15 protein-coding genes are annotated in these 15725 nt (G+C 74.5%); 10 read left to right on the forward strand and 5 right to left on the reverse strand.

From position 1 onward, the window contains the following. Positions 1–9 precede the first annotated feature (9 nt). The gene (gene sucD / locus ABD385_RS17620) at positions 10–894 is read left to right on the forward strand and encodes a succinate--CoA ligase subunit alpha (RefSeq protein ID WP_344576781.1); all 885 of its coding nucleotides are present in this window, start codon (positions 10–12) and stop codon (positions 892–894) included. An 87-nt stretch (positions 895–981) separates the two neighbouring features. Here sucD and ABD385_RS17625 read toward each other — a convergent pair whose 3' ends face one another. Further along, positions 982–1929 carry a SigE family RNA polymerase sigma factor gene (locus ABD385_RS17625; protein WP_344576783.1) on the reverse strand — a complete coding sequence of 316 codons (948 nt, stop codon included), beginning with the start codon at positions 1927–1929 and terminating at the stop codon, positions 982–984. 98 nt (positions 1930–2027) lie between these two features. Between ABD385_RS17625 and ABD385_RS17630 the strand changes: the two genes are divergently transcribed. Next, positions 2028–3527 (forward strand): cell division protein PerM, encoded by a 1500-nt coding sequence (locus tag ABD385_RS17630; protein WP_344576785.1) that lies wholly within the window; start codon positions 2028–2030, stop codon positions 3525–3527. Positions 3528–3571: 44 nt separating this feature from the next. On the opposite strand, the gene ABD385_RS17635 is transcribed toward ABD385_RS17630, so the two are convergent. Further along, entirely contained in the window at positions 3572–4489 is a 918-nt protein-coding gene (locus ABD385_RS17635) for a hypothetical protein (RefSeq protein WP_344576787.1), read from the reverse strand. Between the two features lie 268 nt (positions 4490–4757). On the opposite strand from ABD385_RS17635, the gene purN reads away from it, so the two are divergent. Together purN and purH are read left to right on the forward strand one after the other, a co-directional pair. Continuing rightward, positions 4758–5402, forward strand: coding sequence for a phosphoribosylglycinamide formyltransferase (gene purN / locus ABD385_RS17640; protein WP_344576789.1), 645 nt, complete (start codon positions 4758–4760; stop codon positions 5400–5402). Further along, positions 5399–6970 carry a bifunctional phosphoribosylaminoimidazolecarboxamide formyltransferase/IMP cyclohydrolase gene (gene purH / locus ABD385_RS17645; protein WP_344576790.1) on the forward strand — a complete coding sequence of 524 codons (1572 nt, stop codon included), beginning with the start codon at positions 5399–5401 and terminating at the stop codon, positions 6968–6970. The genes purN and purH overlap by 4 nt, the downstream gene beginning before the upstream one ends. Positions 6971–7074: 104 nt before the next feature. Here the strand turns inward: purH and ABD385_RS17650 are convergent, their stop codons facing one another. Continuing rightward, positions 7075–7641, reverse strand: coding sequence for a hypothetical protein (locus tag ABD385_RS17650; protein WP_344576792.1), 567 nt, complete (start codon positions 7639–7641; stop codon positions 7075–7077). 119 nt (positions 7642–7760) lie between these two features. After that, positions 7761–8531, reverse strand: a complete 771-nt coding sequence (locus ABD385_RS17655) for an RDD family protein (protein WP_344576794.1) — start codon at positions 8529–8531, stop codon at positions 7761–7763. 247 nt (positions 8532–8778) lie between these two features. Between ABD385_RS17655 and ABD385_RS17660 the strand changes: the two genes are divergently transcribed. The 6 genes from ABD385_RS17660 to ABD385_RS17685 all read left to right on the forward strand — a co-directional run bounded on the left by ABD385_RS17660 (position 8779) and on the right by ABD385_RS17685 (position 15261). Continuing rightward, the gene (locus tag ABD385_RS17660; RefSeq protein WP_344576795.1) at positions 8779–9648 is read left to right on the forward strand and encodes a bifunctional methylenetetrahydrofolate dehydrogenase/methenyltetrahydrofolate cyclohydrolase; all 870 of its coding nucleotides are present in this window, start codon (positions 8779–8781) and stop codon (positions 9646–9648) included. Between the two features lie 175 nt (positions 9649–9823). Continuing rightward, positions 9824–10252 carry a DUF3017 domain-containing protein gene (locus ABD385_RS17665; RefSeq protein ID WP_016570521.1) on the forward strand — a complete coding sequence of 143 codons (429 nt, stop codon included), beginning with the start codon at positions 9824–9826 and terminating at the stop codon, positions 10250–10252. A 685-nt stretch (positions 10253–10937) separates the two neighbouring features. Further along, positions 10938–11927 (forward strand): malate dehydrogenase, encoded by a 990-nt coding sequence (locus ABD385_RS17670; protein WP_344576798.1) that lies wholly within the window; start codon positions 10938–10940, stop codon positions 11925–11927. A 240-nt stretch (positions 11928–12167) separates the two neighbouring features. Next, the gene (locus tag ABD385_RS17675) at positions 12168–13985 is read left to right on the forward strand and encodes a hypothetical protein (RefSeq protein ID WP_344576800.1); all 1818 of its coding nucleotides are present in this window, start codon (positions 12168–12170) and stop codon (positions 13983–13985) included. A gap of 1 nt (position 13986) precedes the next feature. Next, positions 13987–14364 carry a hypothetical protein gene (locus tag ABD385_RS17680; RefSeq protein ID WP_344576802.1) on the forward strand — a complete coding sequence of 126 codons (378 nt, stop codon included), beginning with the start codon at positions 13987–13989 and terminating at the stop codon, positions 14362–14364. A 6-nt stretch (positions 14365–14370) separates the two neighbouring features. After that, positions 14371–15261, forward strand: a complete 891-nt coding sequence (locus ABD385_RS17685) for a hypothetical protein (RefSeq protein ID WP_344576804.1) — start codon at positions 14371–14373, stop codon at positions 15259–15261. 48 nt (positions 15262–15309) lie between these two features. Here ABD385_RS17685 and ABD385_RS17690 read toward each other — a convergent pair whose 3' ends face one another. After that, on the reverse strand, positions 15310–15519 hold the full coding sequence (locus tag ABD385_RS17690) for a DUF5988 family protein (RefSeq protein ID WP_344576807.1): 210 nt from the start codon (positions 15517–15519) through the stop codon (positions 15310–15312). Between the last annotated feature and the right edge of the window lie 206 nt (positions 15520–15725).

Raw genomic sequence — 15725 nt, forward strand, 5'->3', positions numbered from 1 at the left:
CCAACAACCATGGCTATCTTCCTCACCAAGGACAGCAAGGTCATCGTCCAGGGGATGACCGGCGCCACCGGCATGAAGCACACCAAGCTCATGCTCGGTGACGGCACCAACATCGTCGGTGGTGTCAACCCGCGCAAGGCCGGCACCAGCGTCGACTTCGACGGCACCGAGGTCCCGGTCTTCGGCTCCGTCAAGGAAGCGATGGAGAAGACGGGCGCCAACGTCTCCGTCCTCTTCGTCCCGCCGGCCTTCTCCAAGGCCGCCGTCGTCGAGGCCATCGACGCCGAGATCCCGCTGGCCGTCGTCATCACCGAGGGCATCGCGGTGCACGACTCCGCCGCCTTCTGGGCGTACGCCAAGGCCAAGGGCAACAAGACCCGGATCATCGGCCCGAACTGCCCCGGCCTGATCACCCCCGGCCAGTCCAACGCCGGCATCATCCCGGGCGACATCACCAAGCCCGGCCGCATCGGCCTGGTGTCGAAGTCCGGCACGCTGACCTACCAGATGATGTACGAGCTGCGGGACCTCGGCTTCTCGTCCGCTGTCGGCATCGGTGGCGACCCGGTCATCGGCACCACCCACATCGACGCCCTCAAGGCGTTCCAGGACGACCCCGACACCGACCTGATCGTGATGATCGGTGAGATCGGCGGCGACGCCGAGGAGCGGGCGGCCGACTTCATCAAGGCGAACGTCACCAAGCCGGTCGTCGGCTACGTGGCGGGCTTCACCGCGCCCGAGGGCAAGACGATGGGCCACGCCGGCGCCATCGTGTCCGGCTCGTCCGGCACCGCCCAGGCGAAGAAGGAGGCCCTGGAGGCCGCGGGCGTGAAGGTCGGCAAGACGCCGTCCGAGACCGCGCTCCTGGCCCGCGAGATCCTGGGCGGCTGACCCTGCCCTGTCTGACGGCCGTGGGCCCGCACCCCTCCCGGGTGCGGGCCCACGGCCGTCGCGCGGGCACCCCGGCGCCCGCCGGGCTCACCGCACGTCGGGCGAGAGCCGGGCACCCGGCGGCAACGCCCGGCGCGCCGCCGCCCGATGGTGCGCCGCCCGATGGTGCGGGCCCCGGTGCGCCTGCTGGGCCGCCGGGGGCGACGCCGCCCGCGCGGACGGCGGCACCACCGGGCCGGATGCCGCCACGACCGGCCGCGGCGGCCGGTAGCCGTCCGGCGCGGCGAACGACACCGCCAGCGCCGTCACCGCCAGCAGCCCGGCCGCCCCGAACCCCGTACGGGTGGTCAGCCGGGTCCGGCGCTCCGCGTCCGCCCGGACCGCCGGCGCGGGCACCACCACCACCGGGCAGGACGCCGCCAGCGCGGTCAGCCGGGACCGCAGCACCGCGCCCTGCGCGTCCGGCGACAGCTCCCGCAGGCCCAGCTCCGGCAGCCGCTCGGCCAGGCACTCCCGGGCGTGCGTCAGCCGCCCGGTCGCCGCCGGCGTGCTCGCCTGAACCTCCAGTGCGGTCTCGTGCAGCCCCAGTCCGAGCCCGTCGTGCAGCAGCAGCGCCCGGCGGTACGGAACGGGCAGCGCCCGCACCGCCACCAGCAGCGCATGGTCCTGCGGGGCGGCCGGCGGCGGCGCGGGCGTGCCCGGGCCGGGGCGCTCGGCCGGCCGCAGCCCGAGGAACGGCCGCCGCCACGGCGCCAGCGCGTCGTCGTGGGCGACCGCCCGCACCCACCCCACCGGGTCCGGGGCCGCCGCCACCTCCGGCCAGCGCTGCCAGGCCGTCCGAAACGCCCGCTCCACGGCCCGCCGGGCGAGCCGGGCCCGTCCGGTGAGCACCAGCGCCTGCTGGATCAGCGGCCCGGCGTGCGCCCCGTACAACGCATCGAACCGGGCCGACGGTCCGCCATGCGGGCCGCCCCCAGCCGTTTCTGACGTGGCGTCGGGAGTCTGGTCGGGGTGTCGCCGGTCGTGCTCGCTCATACCGGAAGTCTGGAAACGTCCGACGGGGGAGCGCGCGCGACACGTCGGACGCATGCCCGTTACGTGGCGGAATCGCCGGTTATTGGCAGCATGGCGGCGTGAGCCAGTTGACCGAACGCGGCACCACGTTGTCCTCCCACGGCCGGACCGCCGCGCGGCGGTCCTCCGCGATCGGCACCGCCGTGATCAGCGGGGTGACCGCCGCCGGCCTCGGCCTCGGCGCCCTCGCGGTCGCCGTCCTGCTGCTCTGGGTGGCCTCCCCGTACCCCGACAGCGGCCCCTCCCGGGCGCTGCACCTGGCCGCCGGACTCTGGTTCACCGCGCACGGCGGGGGCCTGGTCCGCGAGGCGACGTCGTCCGGCACCCCGGCACCGGTCGGCACCGTCCCGTTGCTGCTCGTCGCGCTGCCGGTCTGGCTGCTGCACCGCGCCACCCGGGACACCCTGGCCACCGCCGCCCTCCCGGAGCCCGCCGGCGACCCCGAAGCCCCCGCCGCCGCCCCGGAGGTCGCCCCGCGCACCCTGCTCGGCGCCCTGCTCACCGGATACCTGCTGGTCGCCGCCGGCGCCCTGCTCTACACCTCGACCGGCCGGCTGTCCGCCGCCCCGCTGGCTGCCCTGCTCGCCGTCCCCGGCACCGCGTTCGCCACCGTCGCCGCCACCGCCTGGCACACCCTCGGACCGGACGCCGCGGCCCTGTTGCCGGACCGCGTCACCCGGGCCCTGGACGCGCTCCCGGCCGCCCTGCGCGCCGCGCTCACCGGCCCGCGCCTGCGCACCGCCGGCAAGGCCGCGGCCGCCGCCACCCTCGCCCTGCTCGCCGCCGGCACCGCGCTCGCCCTCCTCGGGCTGCTCCTGCACCCGGGCCGGTTCGGGGACGACCTGGGCCAGCTCGCCCCCGACTGGGTCGGCCGCAGCACGGTGCTGCTGCTCTGCCTCGCCCTGCTACCCAACGCGGCCGTCTGGGGCGCCGCCTACGGACTGGGGCCCGGCTTCGCCGTCGGCACGGGGACCGCGGTCGGCCCGCTGGGCACCTCACCGCGTCCCGCCCTGCCGCACTTCCCGCTGCTCAGCGGCCTGCCGGAGCCGGGCCCCGGGGCCTGGCCGGTGGTGGTGCTGGCGCTGGTGGTGCCGGCGGCCGCGGTGGTGCAGCTGGCCCGGTACGCGGCCGGGGACGGCCACCGGTCGTGGCGGCGGACCGCCGGGACGGCGGCGCTGGCGGCGGGCCTGTGCGCCCTGGCGATGACGGTGCTCGCGGGGCTGGCCGGCGGCGCGCTGGGGGAGCGGGCCCTGGCCTCGTTCGGCCCCAGTGGGTGGCTGACCGGCCTGGTGACGGCCGGCTGGACGGGCCTGGTCGCGGTGCCCGGGACGCTGGGGCTGCGCGCCTGGCGCCGGTCCTCCGTACACCGGGCGGCACCGGGCCGCACCCCCGGCCGCCACCTGCCCGACCTGCCGCTCCGCCGCCGGGCCGGGCACCGCACGCCGAAGGACGCGGCCGGGCCGGAGCCGCGCCCCGAGGCCGGCCGGGCGCCGCGCCCCAAGGAGGACGGGGACCGGGGGAGCCGCGAGGACCGGGAGACCCGGGAGCCCGCTGCCTGACGGCCCGGCCGCCGGTCGGCCGCCCGCCGCCCCCTCCCGGACTACTACTGCTGTTGCTGCTCCTGCTGGCTGAGCAGGGGCCGGAGCTGCGGCGGCAGGAGCTTCTCGCAGGACTTGCCCGCCGCCTGGGTCAGCGCGTCGTTCACGCAGCTGAAGTAGGAGCGGTAGACGATCTGGACGGTGAAGGTCGCGGCCACCATCATCAGCGCCAGCGACGCGGTCACCACACCGGCGATCGCGGCGGTGGTCTGCGGCCGGGTGCCCGGACCCGCGGCGCCGCCGGGTCGGCCCGGCGGGGGCGGGGTGGCACCGGTGGTCGCGCGCCCCTCCAGGGCCGCGGTGGCGTCCTTCTTCGGGGCGGCTTTGCCGCGCAGCGCGCTGATGCCCCAGTAGAGGGAGAGCGCACCCAGCAGCAGGGCCACCTCGGGCAGGCTGAAGAGCACGAAGAAGAACGCCCACATGCCGGCCAGGAGGGCGTAGCGGGCGCGGCGCTGCAGCGGGTCGGTGGGGTCCCAGCGCAGTCCGCCGGGGCCGCTGCCGGGCCCGCCCGAACCGCCGCCCGGTCCACCGGAACCGCCCTGGCCGCCGCCCTGGCCACCGCCCCGGCCCGGACGGCTGCCGAAGTCGCCGCCCTGCCGGCCCGGTTGCCGGCTGCTCCACTGGCTGCCCCAGGCCGGGGGCTGCTCCTGCGGCTGCTGCTGCTCGTCGTCGCCGTCGCCCGTGGCGCGCCCGTTGGACTGGGCCCGCGGGCGCCACTCCTGGTCGGGGGCGCCGGCCGGCGGCGGCGCGAACGGGTTGTCGTCCCCGCCCGGGGCGCCGGCGGACGGGGAATCCGGGGCGGACGACGACGGGCGCTCGCGCGGCAGGAGGACCGCCCCGGGAGAGGTGACGGGCGCGGGGCCCCACCCCGTGGTGGCTGGGATCGGGCGGAGGAGAGCCGCGCGGCGGCGTCGGTCCGGCATCTGGAGTGCGTCTTCCCCTTGTCGTGGGCGTTCGGCCGGCGGGTGGGCCGGGCGGACGGTGACCATGAACTGCGTGCGTTCTCCCGCCTGACGCTACCTCCCGTGCTCGCCCCCGTCCCGTGGGGGCCGCAGGGTGTGCCGGTATCGTTGCTGACGGTCGGCGCGTTCGTAGGGTTCCCCGTATTCGTGAAACCCCTCGTTTTGTGCGACCGCACAAAATCTCGACACAGCCCCCCGCCCCGCACGACCCGGCGAGAAAGACCCCACCGTGGCCTCCTCCCCTCCGCCCGCCCGCTCCGCCCCGGCCCGCGTCGTGGTACTCGTCTCCGGCTCGGGCACCAACCTCCAGGCGCTCCTCGACGCCATCGCCGACGAGGGCGCCGCGGCCTACGGGGCCGAGATCGTGGCCGTGGGCGCCGACCGCTCGGGGACCGTCGGCCTGGAGCGCGCCGAGCGGGCCGGACTGCCGACGTTCGTGTGCCGGGTCAAGGACCACGCGGACCGGGCGGCCTGGGACGCGGCGCTCACCGAGGCCACCGCCGCGTACGCCCCCGACCTGGTGGTCTCCGCCGGCTTCATGAAGATCCTCGGCAAGGAGTTCCTGGCCCGCTTCGGCGGCCGGACGCTCAACACCCACCCGGCGCTGCTGCCCAGCTTTCCCGGTGCCCACGGCGTCCGCGACGCGCTCGCGTACGGCGCGAAGGTCACCGGCTGCACCGTCCACTTCGTCGACGACGGCGTCGACACCGGCCCGATCATCGCCCAGGGCGTGGTCGAGGTCCGGGAGGAGGACGACGAATCCGCGCTGCATGAGCGCATCAAGGAAGTCGAGCGAGCGCTGCTCGTCGATGTCGTGGGGCGTCTGGCCCGTCACGGCTACCGCATAGAGGGACGAAAGGTACGTATCTCGTGACCGCCACCGAAGGTACGCAGCGGCCCATCCGCCGCGCGCTGGTCAGCGTCTACGACAAGTCCGGGCTGGAGGAGCTGGCCCAGGGGCTGCACGCGGCGGGCGTCCAGCTGGTCTCGACCGGGTCGACGGCCGGGAAGATCGCCGCGGCCGGGGTGCCGGTCACCAAGGTCGAGGAACTCACCGGTTTCCCGGAGTGCCTCGACGGCCGGGTCAAGACCCTGCACCCCAAGGTGCACGCCGGCATCCTCGCCGACCTGCGCCTCCCGGACCACCAGCAGCAGCTCGCCGACCTCGGCGTCGAGCCGTTCGACCTGGTGGTCGTCAACCTCTACCCGTTCCGGGAGACCGTCGCCTCCGGCGCCACCCCCGACGAGTGCGTCGAGCAGATCGACATCGGCGGCCCCTCGATGGTCCGCGCCGCCGCCAAGAACCACCCCTCGGTCGCCGTGGTCACCAGCCCCGAGCGCTACGCCGACGTCCTCGCCGCGGTCAACGGCGGCGGCTTCGACCTGACCGCCCGCAAGCGGCTGGCCGCCGAGGCGTTCCAGCACACCGCCGCCTACGACGTGGCCGTCGCCTCCTGGATGACCAACGTCTACGCGCCGGAGGCGGACGGGGCCGCGCTGCCCGAGTTCCTCGGCGAGACCTGGGAGCGCCGCAACACCCTGCGCTACGGCGAGAACCCGCACCAGGCCGCGGCCCTCTACGTCGACGGCCAGCCGGGCGGCATCGCCAACGCCGAGCAGCTGCACGGCAAGGAGATGTCCTTCAACAACTACGTGGACACCGAGGCCGCCCGCCGCGCCGCCCACGACCACGACGAGCCCTGCGTCGCGATCGTCAAGCACGCCAACCCGTGCGGCATCGCGATCGGCGCGGACGTCGCCGAGGCGCACCGCAAGGCGCACGCCTGCGACCCGCTGTCCGCGTTCGGCGGCGTGATCGCGGTCAACCGCCCGGTGACCGTCGCGCTCGCCGAGCAGGTCGCGGAGATCTTCACCGAGGTCATCGCCGCCCCCGCCTTCGAGGACGGCGCGCTGGAGGTCCTCGCCCGCAAGAAGAACATCCGCGTCCTGAAGGTCGACGGCACCCCGCACCAGCCCGGTGACCTCAAGCTGCTCTCGGGCGGCGCGGTGCTCCAGCACACCGACGTCTTCCAGGCCGAGGGCGACGACCCGGCCACCTGGACGCTGGCCACCGGCGAGGCGCTCTCCGCGGACGAGCTGGCCGAGCTCGCGTTCGCCTGGAAGGCGTGCCGCGCGGTGAAGTCCAACGCGATCCTGCTCGCCAAGGACGGTGCGTCGGTGGGCGTCGGCATGGGCCAGGTCAACCGCGTCGACTCCTGCAAGCTCGCCGTGGAGCGGGCCGGCGAGGAGCGGGCGCGCGGCTCCTACGCCGCGTCGGACGCCTTCTTCCCGTTCCCCGACGGCCCGGAGATCCTGATCGCCGCCGGCGTCAAGGCGATCGTCCAGCCCGGCGGTTCGATCCGCGACGAACTCGTCGTCGAGGCCGCCAAGAAGGCCGGCGTGACGATGTACCTCACCGGCACCCGGCACTTCTTCCACTAGAAGGTTCCCCGGCCGGGGCCCGCACGGGCCCTCGGACGCCGGACGACGCCAAGGGCCGCACCCCATGCCCGGGGTGCGGCCCTTGGTCGTGTGGTGCGCCGCGGCTAGTAACGCGGCCGGTTGAACCAGGCGTTGCCCTCGTCCTTGGAGACGAAGACCAGCACCAGGATGCCCAGCACGGTGTGGACCAGGCCGAACGGGAAGGTGGCGAAGCTCACCAGGATGTTGCCGACACCGAAGACGATGGTGCCGATGCGGACGCCCTTGCCGCCGTTGCCGAACTGCGCGGCCAGCGTGATCGCCGCCACGGTGAAGACCACGATGACCACGATCGCCGCGATCAGCAGGCCCTTGCCGACGTTGAACATCGACATGTCCTCGTAGGACGAGGACGCGGCGTGCGACGCCTTGCTGACGCTGCCCAGCCCGGCGACCGCCAGGACCAGGCCGATGAGGTTCAGCCCGGCGAGCACGAACAACATCGCCCGCGCCGCCTTGACGCCACCCGGCATCACCGTCGGGTACGGCAGCTGCGCGGCGGGCATCGCGCCGCCGGGGTACGCGCCGTAGGGGGCCATGGGCTGTTGGGGTTGCTGGGGCTGTTGGGGATAGCCGTACCCGGGTTGCTGGCCCGGGGGAGGGCCGTAGGGATTCTGGTGGGGGTAACTCACGAGCGGTGTCCTTCAGGCGACTTGAGGTGGTATCGGCGAGCGCCACGAAGGCCCCCGGTCGCTGCTGCGCGGGGGCCTTCGCTGGGTGGTTCAGGGCGTTGGGAGGGCCCGGTGCGGCGTTACTGGCTGCGCACGACCACGGTGCCGACGACCTTGTCGGCGAACGTCTGGGACTTCTCGTCCCACAGCGGCCAGAGGTAGCCGATGAAGCAGATGTTGTCGAGGAAGTGGCAGATCCTGCGGACCAGCGCCATGCCGAAGCCGAGCGGCTGACCGGTGGCTTCCTTGACCAGACGGATGCCGACCACCTTCTTGCCCGGGCTCTGGCCCTGGCCCTCCTTGATGAGGACGAAGATGATGCCCGCCAGGCCGATCAGCCAGGCGAGACCCATGAGCACGAGGGCGCCGACCGGCGTGCTGGACGAGACGGCGGTGTTGGCCGCGTCCTGCAGGCAGGTGTAGTCGCCGGGCTGGCAACGGGAGTAGTCCGGCGTGGCCGAGCTGACCGAACTGGCCGCCATGACGCCCGCGATGATGTACAGGATGGCCGGCAGCGCGCCCACGATCAGACCGTCGATGAGCGCCCCACCCACGCGCGCGCCCCAGCTCGCGTAGCCCTGCGGCATCCCCGGCATGCCCGGCATCCCCGGCTGTCCGTACGGGGCCGCCGCCTGCTGCGGGTAGCCGTAGCCCGGCTGACCCTGCGGCGGGACCTGGCCCTGCTGGGGGTAGCCGTACGGCTGCTGGGGCTGCTGCGGAGCGCCCTGCTGCGGGTAGCCGTAGCCCGGCTGACCGCCCTGCGGCGGGACCGGCGGCTGCTGGCCGTACGGGCCCTGGGGGGCCTGCGGCGGCTGCTGGCCGTACGGGTTGTTCGGGTCACCGAAGCTCATGGTGTTGCTTTCCTCCGTTGGTGTCAGTGGGGGACGACGCGGCGTGACTCGGAGGAAAAACAGGTTGTTTCATGGCCCGCCCCCGACGATGCCTGCGGCACTGCGGCGTCAATCCTTCTAGGTGAGGATTCGCTCTGTCCAGTCAAGGCGGTCAGCCTTTGTGCAACCGCAATGATCATTTCCGGACAACTGCCGCCCGCGCGCCCTGATTGGAACACAGGAGCCCCCATCCGGGAGGATGGGGGGCATGACTGCCCAGATTCTGGATGGCAAGGCCACCGCCGCCGCGATCAAGTCCGAGCTCACCGCCCGCGTGGAGGCGCTGAAGGCCAAGGGTGTCACCCCCGGCCTGGGCACCCTGCTGGTCGGCGACGATCCCGGCAGCCGCTGGTACGTCAACGGCAAGCACCGGGACTGCGCCCAGGTGGGCATCGCGTCCCTCCAGCGCGAACTGCCGGCGACCGCCACCCAGGAGGAGATCGAGGACGTCGTCCGGGAGCTCAACGAGAACCCGGAGTGCACCGGCTACATCGTCCAACTCCCGCTCCCCAAGGGCATCGACGCCAACCGCGTCCTGGAGCTGATGGACCCGGCCAAGGACGCCGACGGGCTGCACCCGATGAGCCTGGGCCGCCTGGTCCTCGGCATCGACGGGCCGCTGCCCTGCACCCCGTACGGCATCGTCCAGTTGCTGCGCCGGCACGAGGTCGAGATCAAGGGCGCGCACGTGGTGGTCGTCGGCCGCGGCATCACCATCGGCCGCCCGATGCCGCTGGTGCTGACCCGCAAGTCGGAGAACGCCACGGTCACCCAGTGCCACACCGGCACCCGCGACCTGTCCGCGCACCTGAAGCAGGCCGACATCATCGTCGCCGCGGCCGGCGTGCCGCACATCATCAAGCCCGAGGACGTCAAGCCCGGCGCGGCCGTCCTGGACGTCGGCGTCAGCCGCGACGAGAACGGCAAGATCGTCGGCGATGTGCACCCGGGCGTCGCCGAGGTCGCCGGCTGGGTCGCCCCCAACCCGGGCGGCGTCGGCCCGATGACCCGCGCCCAGCTGCTGGTGAACGTCGTCGAGGCGGCCGAGCGCGCCGCCGGGATCGCCGCCCGGCGCTAGCCCGGGGCGGGCCCGGCGCCCGCCCACCCACCGGCCGGGGCGTGCGAGCCTGGAAGGGGCCGCACGGCCCGCCCGGCCGCCGTCCCGCGCGGCCGACGCCGCACCGCACCGACCTCGCCACCGTCGTGGACACCGTCCTCGACGCCCTCGACCCGGAAGGGGCTGACCGCCAGACATGGCTGCCGAAGCGCACTCCGAGGGTGCGTCCGAGCCGCAGCGCACCTCGCGCCGCTTTCCGCAGCTGACCCGCGACACCGCCCGCCCCGAGGGCGGCGGCCGGGCCGCTTCGGGCGACCATCCGGCACCGGCCCGACAGTGGCCGCTGCTCACCGTGTTGGGCGGGGTCGCCCTCGGGCTGCTGCTGGTCGCGCTGGACGCGTTCCGGATCGGCTCGATCGTGATCGGGTTGTCGCTGCTGGCCGGCGCGGCACTGCGGTGGGCGCTGCCCTCGGTGGGGATGCTCGCCGTCCGCTCCCGCTTCACCGACATGATCACGTACGGCGGACTGGGCTTCGTGATCGTGATCCTGGCGATGATGGTGCAGCCCAGGCCGTGGATCCACCTCCCGCTCCTGGACGACATCGTCCACTTCACGGTCCGCTAGGGCGCTCGCGAGGGTCCCGCGACCGTTCCGGGGCCTCTTCCGGGGGCCTCCGGGGAGGTCTTCGACGACGAGTTCCGGACCGCTTTGGCGGGCCGCGCACCGCCCCGCACGCACCGGACCGCCGGCGGCGCGGCGACCATCGCCCCGAGGGCGCCCGGCGGCCGCGCCGGTGCCCGCGCCCGGCCTGCGTCGCTGCCCTGACCTGCGCGAACCTCGACGGCGCCGGCCGCTTCCGGGGCGCCGGGCGGCACGACGCGACGGCGCCGGCCCGAGCCCGTCACCGGACGGCCCTACGACTGGCCGGGATTCGCCCTCTGGGCAAGGCCGCCGTGGCGGAAGGGGGATTGCCCTCCCGGATCGCGGGCATGCGGACCACACCCCCCACGGGTGTGGCACAACCGCCGGCCGCCCGCGCTCCCCCTCCAGGTGCGGGCGGCCGGCGGCCCGACCGGACCGCTCCGCCCGGCCACCCACGCGAGGCGGTCCCCCAGGTGGTCCGGTCGGGGCCCGCGTCGGCGCCGGTGAGGTGTCCCACACCGGCCCGTCACGTGGGTCGGGCGGGGGTCCGATAGCCTGACGGCCGGGTCTCTCGATACCAAGAGACCTCGATAGATGGGCAGGGACACCCACCGCCACCCAAGGTGGTCCAGGGGCTTGCCCCCGGAATACCGCGCAGGAGATCGCCATGACCCGCACTCCCGTCAACGTCACCGTCACCGGCGCCGCCGGCCAGATCGGTTACGCCCTCCTCTTCCGCATCGCCTCCGGTCAGCTGCTCGGCGCGGACGTGCCGGTCAAGCTGCGCCTCCTGGAGATCCCGCAGGGCCTCAAGGCCGCCGAGGGCACCGCGATGGAGCTGGACGACTGCGCCTTCCCGCTGCTCCAGGGCATCGACATCACCGACGACCCGAACGTGGCCTTCGCCGGTTCCAACGTGGCCCTGCTCGTAGGCGCCCGCCCCCGCACCAAGGGCATGGAGCGCGGCGACCTGCTGGAGGCCAACGGCGGCATCTTCAAGCCGCAGGGCAAGGCCATCAACGACCACGCCGCGGACGACATCAAGGTCCTGGTCGTCGGCAACCCCGCCAACACCAACGCGCTGATCGCCCAGGCCGCCGCCCCGGACGTGCCGCGCGAGCGCTTCACCGCGATGACCCGCCTGGACCACAACCGCGCGGTCACCCAGCTCGCCCAGAAGACCGGCACCCCGGTGTCCGAGATCCGCCGCCTGACCATCTGGGGCAACCACTCGGCCACCCAGTACCCGGACGTCTTCCACGCCACGGTCGCCGGCAAGAACGCCGCCGAGGTCGTGAACGACGAGAAGTGGCTGGCCGACACCTTCATCCCGACCGTCGCCAAGCGCGGCGCGGCGATCATCGAGGCCCGCGGCGCGTCCTCGGCCGCCTCGGCCGCCAACGCCGCCATCGACCACGTCCACACCTGGGTCAACGGCACCGCCGACGGCGAGTGGACCTCCATGGGCATCCCCTCGGACGGCTCCTACGGCGTCCCGGAGGGCCTGATCTCCTCCTTCCCGGTCACCACCAAGGACGGCAAGTACGAGATCGTCCAGGGCCTGGAGATCAACGAGTTCTCCCGCACGCGCATCGACGCCTCCGTCCAGGAGCTGGTCGAGGAGCGCGACGCGGTCCGTGGTCTCGGCCTGATCTGAGCCGGCGCCGGCACCTGCCGCACCACCCCATCGAGCCCGTACGGTCCAACGACCGTGCGGGCTCGGCCCGTTGGCGGCCGGGTCGGGTGTGACGACGCGCTGACAGTGCGGTCCCCGGTCCTCTATGCTGCGGTCCTTTCACACGTCCGGGTGACGGTGCGCGCCGGCGGAACAGCGGCGCCGCGCCGGTGCGTTGTGACGAACACGCACTGGCACGGGCGGCAGGTACGGGGGAGGCCGATGACCAGTAACGAGGTGCCCGCGCAGCCGGGGGAGCAGGCCGCAGGGCCAGGGCTGCACAAGGAATCCGCGGGCGCACCGGCGCCCGCACCGCTCCCCGCCGTCCCGCCCGGGGCCAGTGAGGCCACGCGCCTGCTGTGCGCCGGCACCTACCTCGACGACGCCTACCGCGACGCCGTCATCGACGAGCTCTACGTCCACGAGGAGCGGTTCGCCGCGCCGTCCCTGGGCATCGACGCGGCCCGGGTGCTGGCCCACGCCCTGCGCGCCCGCCGGTTCGAACGGGGCTGGTCGGCGGCGATCCTGCTGACCTGGGTGGTGGGCGTCGTGCTGTCCCGGGGGCTGGCGTGGGGCTATGCGCTCCCGGTGGTGATGCTGGGGCTGGGGCGGTTCGTCCACGGGCTGTCGACCGCGTGGCCGGCCCGGCTGGGCTCCTTCCTCCTGCGCTGGTACGGCCGGCTCTCGTTGGCCTTCTTCGTGCTGGCGCTGGCGGTGATGGCCTTCAGCGCGTCCCTGCCCGGCTTCCTGTCGGTGCTCTCACCGGTCGGCCTGGTCGATTCGCTGCTCTCGGACTCCGGGCTGACCGACTCGTCCTCCGCTGACGCCTGGAGCGATCCGATCGGCGGGACCGGCAGCACGGCCGCGGGCCTGGCATGGCTCTTCGCGGTCTGGGTGGCGCTGCTGGTGCCGGTGGCGGTGGCGGTGCTCGTCACGCTCCAGCGGGGCCAGTTCGCCCGCGTGCTCGCCCGCGAGCTGTCCCGGGAGGACTTCCCCGACGTGGTGTCCGACCCGGCCGAGCGGGCCGAGGGCCTCCGTTTCCATCGGCTGCGCGACCGGGTGCGGATCGAGCAGCACGGGCCGCTGGTGATGTACCGCCCCGGCGACCCGTTCTGCGGTGCGGGGGAGCCGTTCAAGCCCTGGTCGCTGTCGGTGGAGTTGGTCCCGCGGGCCGACGCCACCGCGGTGCCGTTGGACAACGGCGAGATCCTCGCCCGGATCGTCCCGCTGGTCGAGGCGCTGCGGGTGCCGTCCGGTTCTCCGGCGGTGGCGGGCGCGGTCCGCGACCGGCTGCGCGCCCTCGAAGTCGACCAGTGCGTCTTCCTGCCCGTCGACGGCCTGGCGACCCGGGCCGCCGCGCCGTACGACCCCGCCACCTTCGAGACGCACCGGGCCGCGGCCCTGGAGGAGGGCGGCGAGACCCGCCGGCACTTCCTGCGGATCCGGGTCGGCGGGTGGCACGAGGGCGTGGTCACCACCGTCTTCGTGCGGGTCCACACCCAGGGCGGCATGCTGATGATGGAGGTCGCCCCGCACGTCCTGTGGCCGCTGCGGCCGCTCTTCCAGAACGCCGACCGCATCGCCCACCAGTACCGCCACCACCACCACTTCGGCAAGGCGATGTGGGCCCTGACCCACAGCCCCCGCGCCGCGGTCGACGCGCTGCTCACCCTGGCGCGCGCCCTGGGCGGCGGCTGGGGCTCGGCCACCGAAGGCCACGGCGCCGCCCTCCCGGAGGGCCCCGCCACCGCCGTCCGGGAGCTGGGCTCCGACGACGAGGCGTCGCTCTTCCAGCAGATGGACGTGGCCCGCTACCTCAAGACCGTGCAACAGCGGGTGGCGGCCGGGGTGAAGGGCGCCCTGCACGAAGCCGGCTACCAGACCGCCGAGTTCGAGCAGCGGATCGTGCACGTCGCGGACGGCGGGGTCTACGTCGAGTCCGCCCAGGGCGCCGTCGGCATCGGCGACCACAACACCCTCACCCACCACGGCGATCCCGCTCCCCAGAGCGACTCCGCCTCCCCGAAGGGCAGCTCCTGACGTGACATCAGCTGACGCATCCGGCAACGGCATCCACATCGGCAGCGTCCAGGGCGCCTTCGCCATCGGCGACCACAACACCGTCACCCATCACGCCGGCGGGCCGGGCGCGCCCGCCGTCGACCCGGCGCACGAGGAACTTTTGCGGGCCGTCCGCACCCTGCGCGAGGACCTCGCGCGGGCCGTGGAGACCCCCGAGGTGCAGGCGCTGAGCACCGAACTCGCCGACACTGAGGAGGAGATCACTCGCGCCGGTGCCGCCGCTCCCGGCCGGCTGGCCCGGCTGCGCGGCGCGCTGTCGGACGCCGGTGCGGTGGTGGGCCTGCTGGCGTCCGGCGCCGCCGTGGTCCAGGCGGTCGCCGCGCTCGTGGGGGGCTGACCCGCCGTGCCCGACGGACCCGGCCCGCACTGGAACCCGGACACCCAGTCCTGGGAGACCGGCCCCCCGCGTCCCGTCCGCCCCTACACCGGCCCCACGCCGCCCCGCCCGGCCACGCCGCCACCACCGGGCGCGGCGGGCCCGGACCAGACCGGCCCGGCCGCGCCCGCGTACCCGCCCGGGCCGCCGTACGCCCCCGGCGCGGACGACGTCGCGGGGGCGTCGGTGCCCGCCGGGGCCGGCCACCGCAGGACCCGGGTCCTGATCGCCGCCACGGCGACCGCCGTCGTGGCGGCCGGCGCCGGCGGCGCCTACCTGCTGTGGGGGCGCGGCCCGGACGCCCCGCCCGCCGGCCGTCCGACGGCCGCGGCGAGCAGCGCCCCGACCGCCGCCCCGACCGGCCCCGGTACGTCCACCGCGACGCCCACCGCCGATCCGTCCGCCACCGGTGCCGTCCCCGGCGGCTACCGCCTGGTCCACGACGACAAGGGCTTCACGCTGGCCGTCCCCGACGGCTGGCAGCGCGAGGTCCGCTCCACCGGCGTCTTCTACACCTCGCCGGACACCCGCAGCCTGCTCCAGGTCTTCCAGATCACCGAGCCCGACCTCACCCCGCGGCAGGCGCTGGAGCAGGCGTCCCAAGGGCTCTCCGGCAATCCCGGCTACAAGGAACTCGGCATCGCGCCGCGCCGGGGCCCCGGCGGCAGCGACGGTGCGGTCCTGACCTACGCCTACGACAGCGACCGGCTGGGCCTGCGCGTGCAGGCCGTCGACTGCGCCTTCACCGTCCCCGACGGCCGGCAGTTCGCGGTCCTCGTCCTGGGGCCGGAGTCCGACTGGCCGCAGCAGGAGACGATCCAGCGGATCGCCCTGGAGTCGTTCGGGCCGCGCGCGTGAGCGGTGGTGCGGCCCGGCCACCCCGGGTCGCACCACCGCTGGCCCCGGCTAGCCGGGGAGTTCGGTGCGCTCCCACCACTCGTACACCGGCAGTCGGCCGTCGGCGGTGTCCCACTGCCGCGGGGTCGGCCGGAAGTGCTCGAAGCCGCCGCGGTAGGGGACCTTCAGGTCGCCCCCGGTGGGATCGACGTCGACGATCCGCTCGGTGATCCCCTCGGGACCGCCCTGGAGAACTGCCTTGGGTGCCTTGCTCGCCATGGCGGCAGTGTCTCGCGCACCGTCCGACGGCCGGGGGCGGCTCGCCGGGCCGGCCGTCAGTCGCGGGGGAATTCGTCGGTGGGGAGGGTCAGGTCGAGGACGGCGTCCGTGAGGTCGATCGGTTCGCCGTAGGCGAGGGTGAGGTCGCGCTTGTACTCGCCGTCCTGCGGGTGCGTGAAGACCCGGCAGCGGCCTACGTAGCCGAC

The sequence above is a fragment of the Streptomyces lunalinharesii genome (assembly GCF_039532155.1).
Taxonomy (GTDB): domain Bacteria; phylum Actinomycetota; class Actinomycetes; order Streptomycetales; family Streptomycetaceae; genus Streptomyces; species Streptomyces lunalinharesii.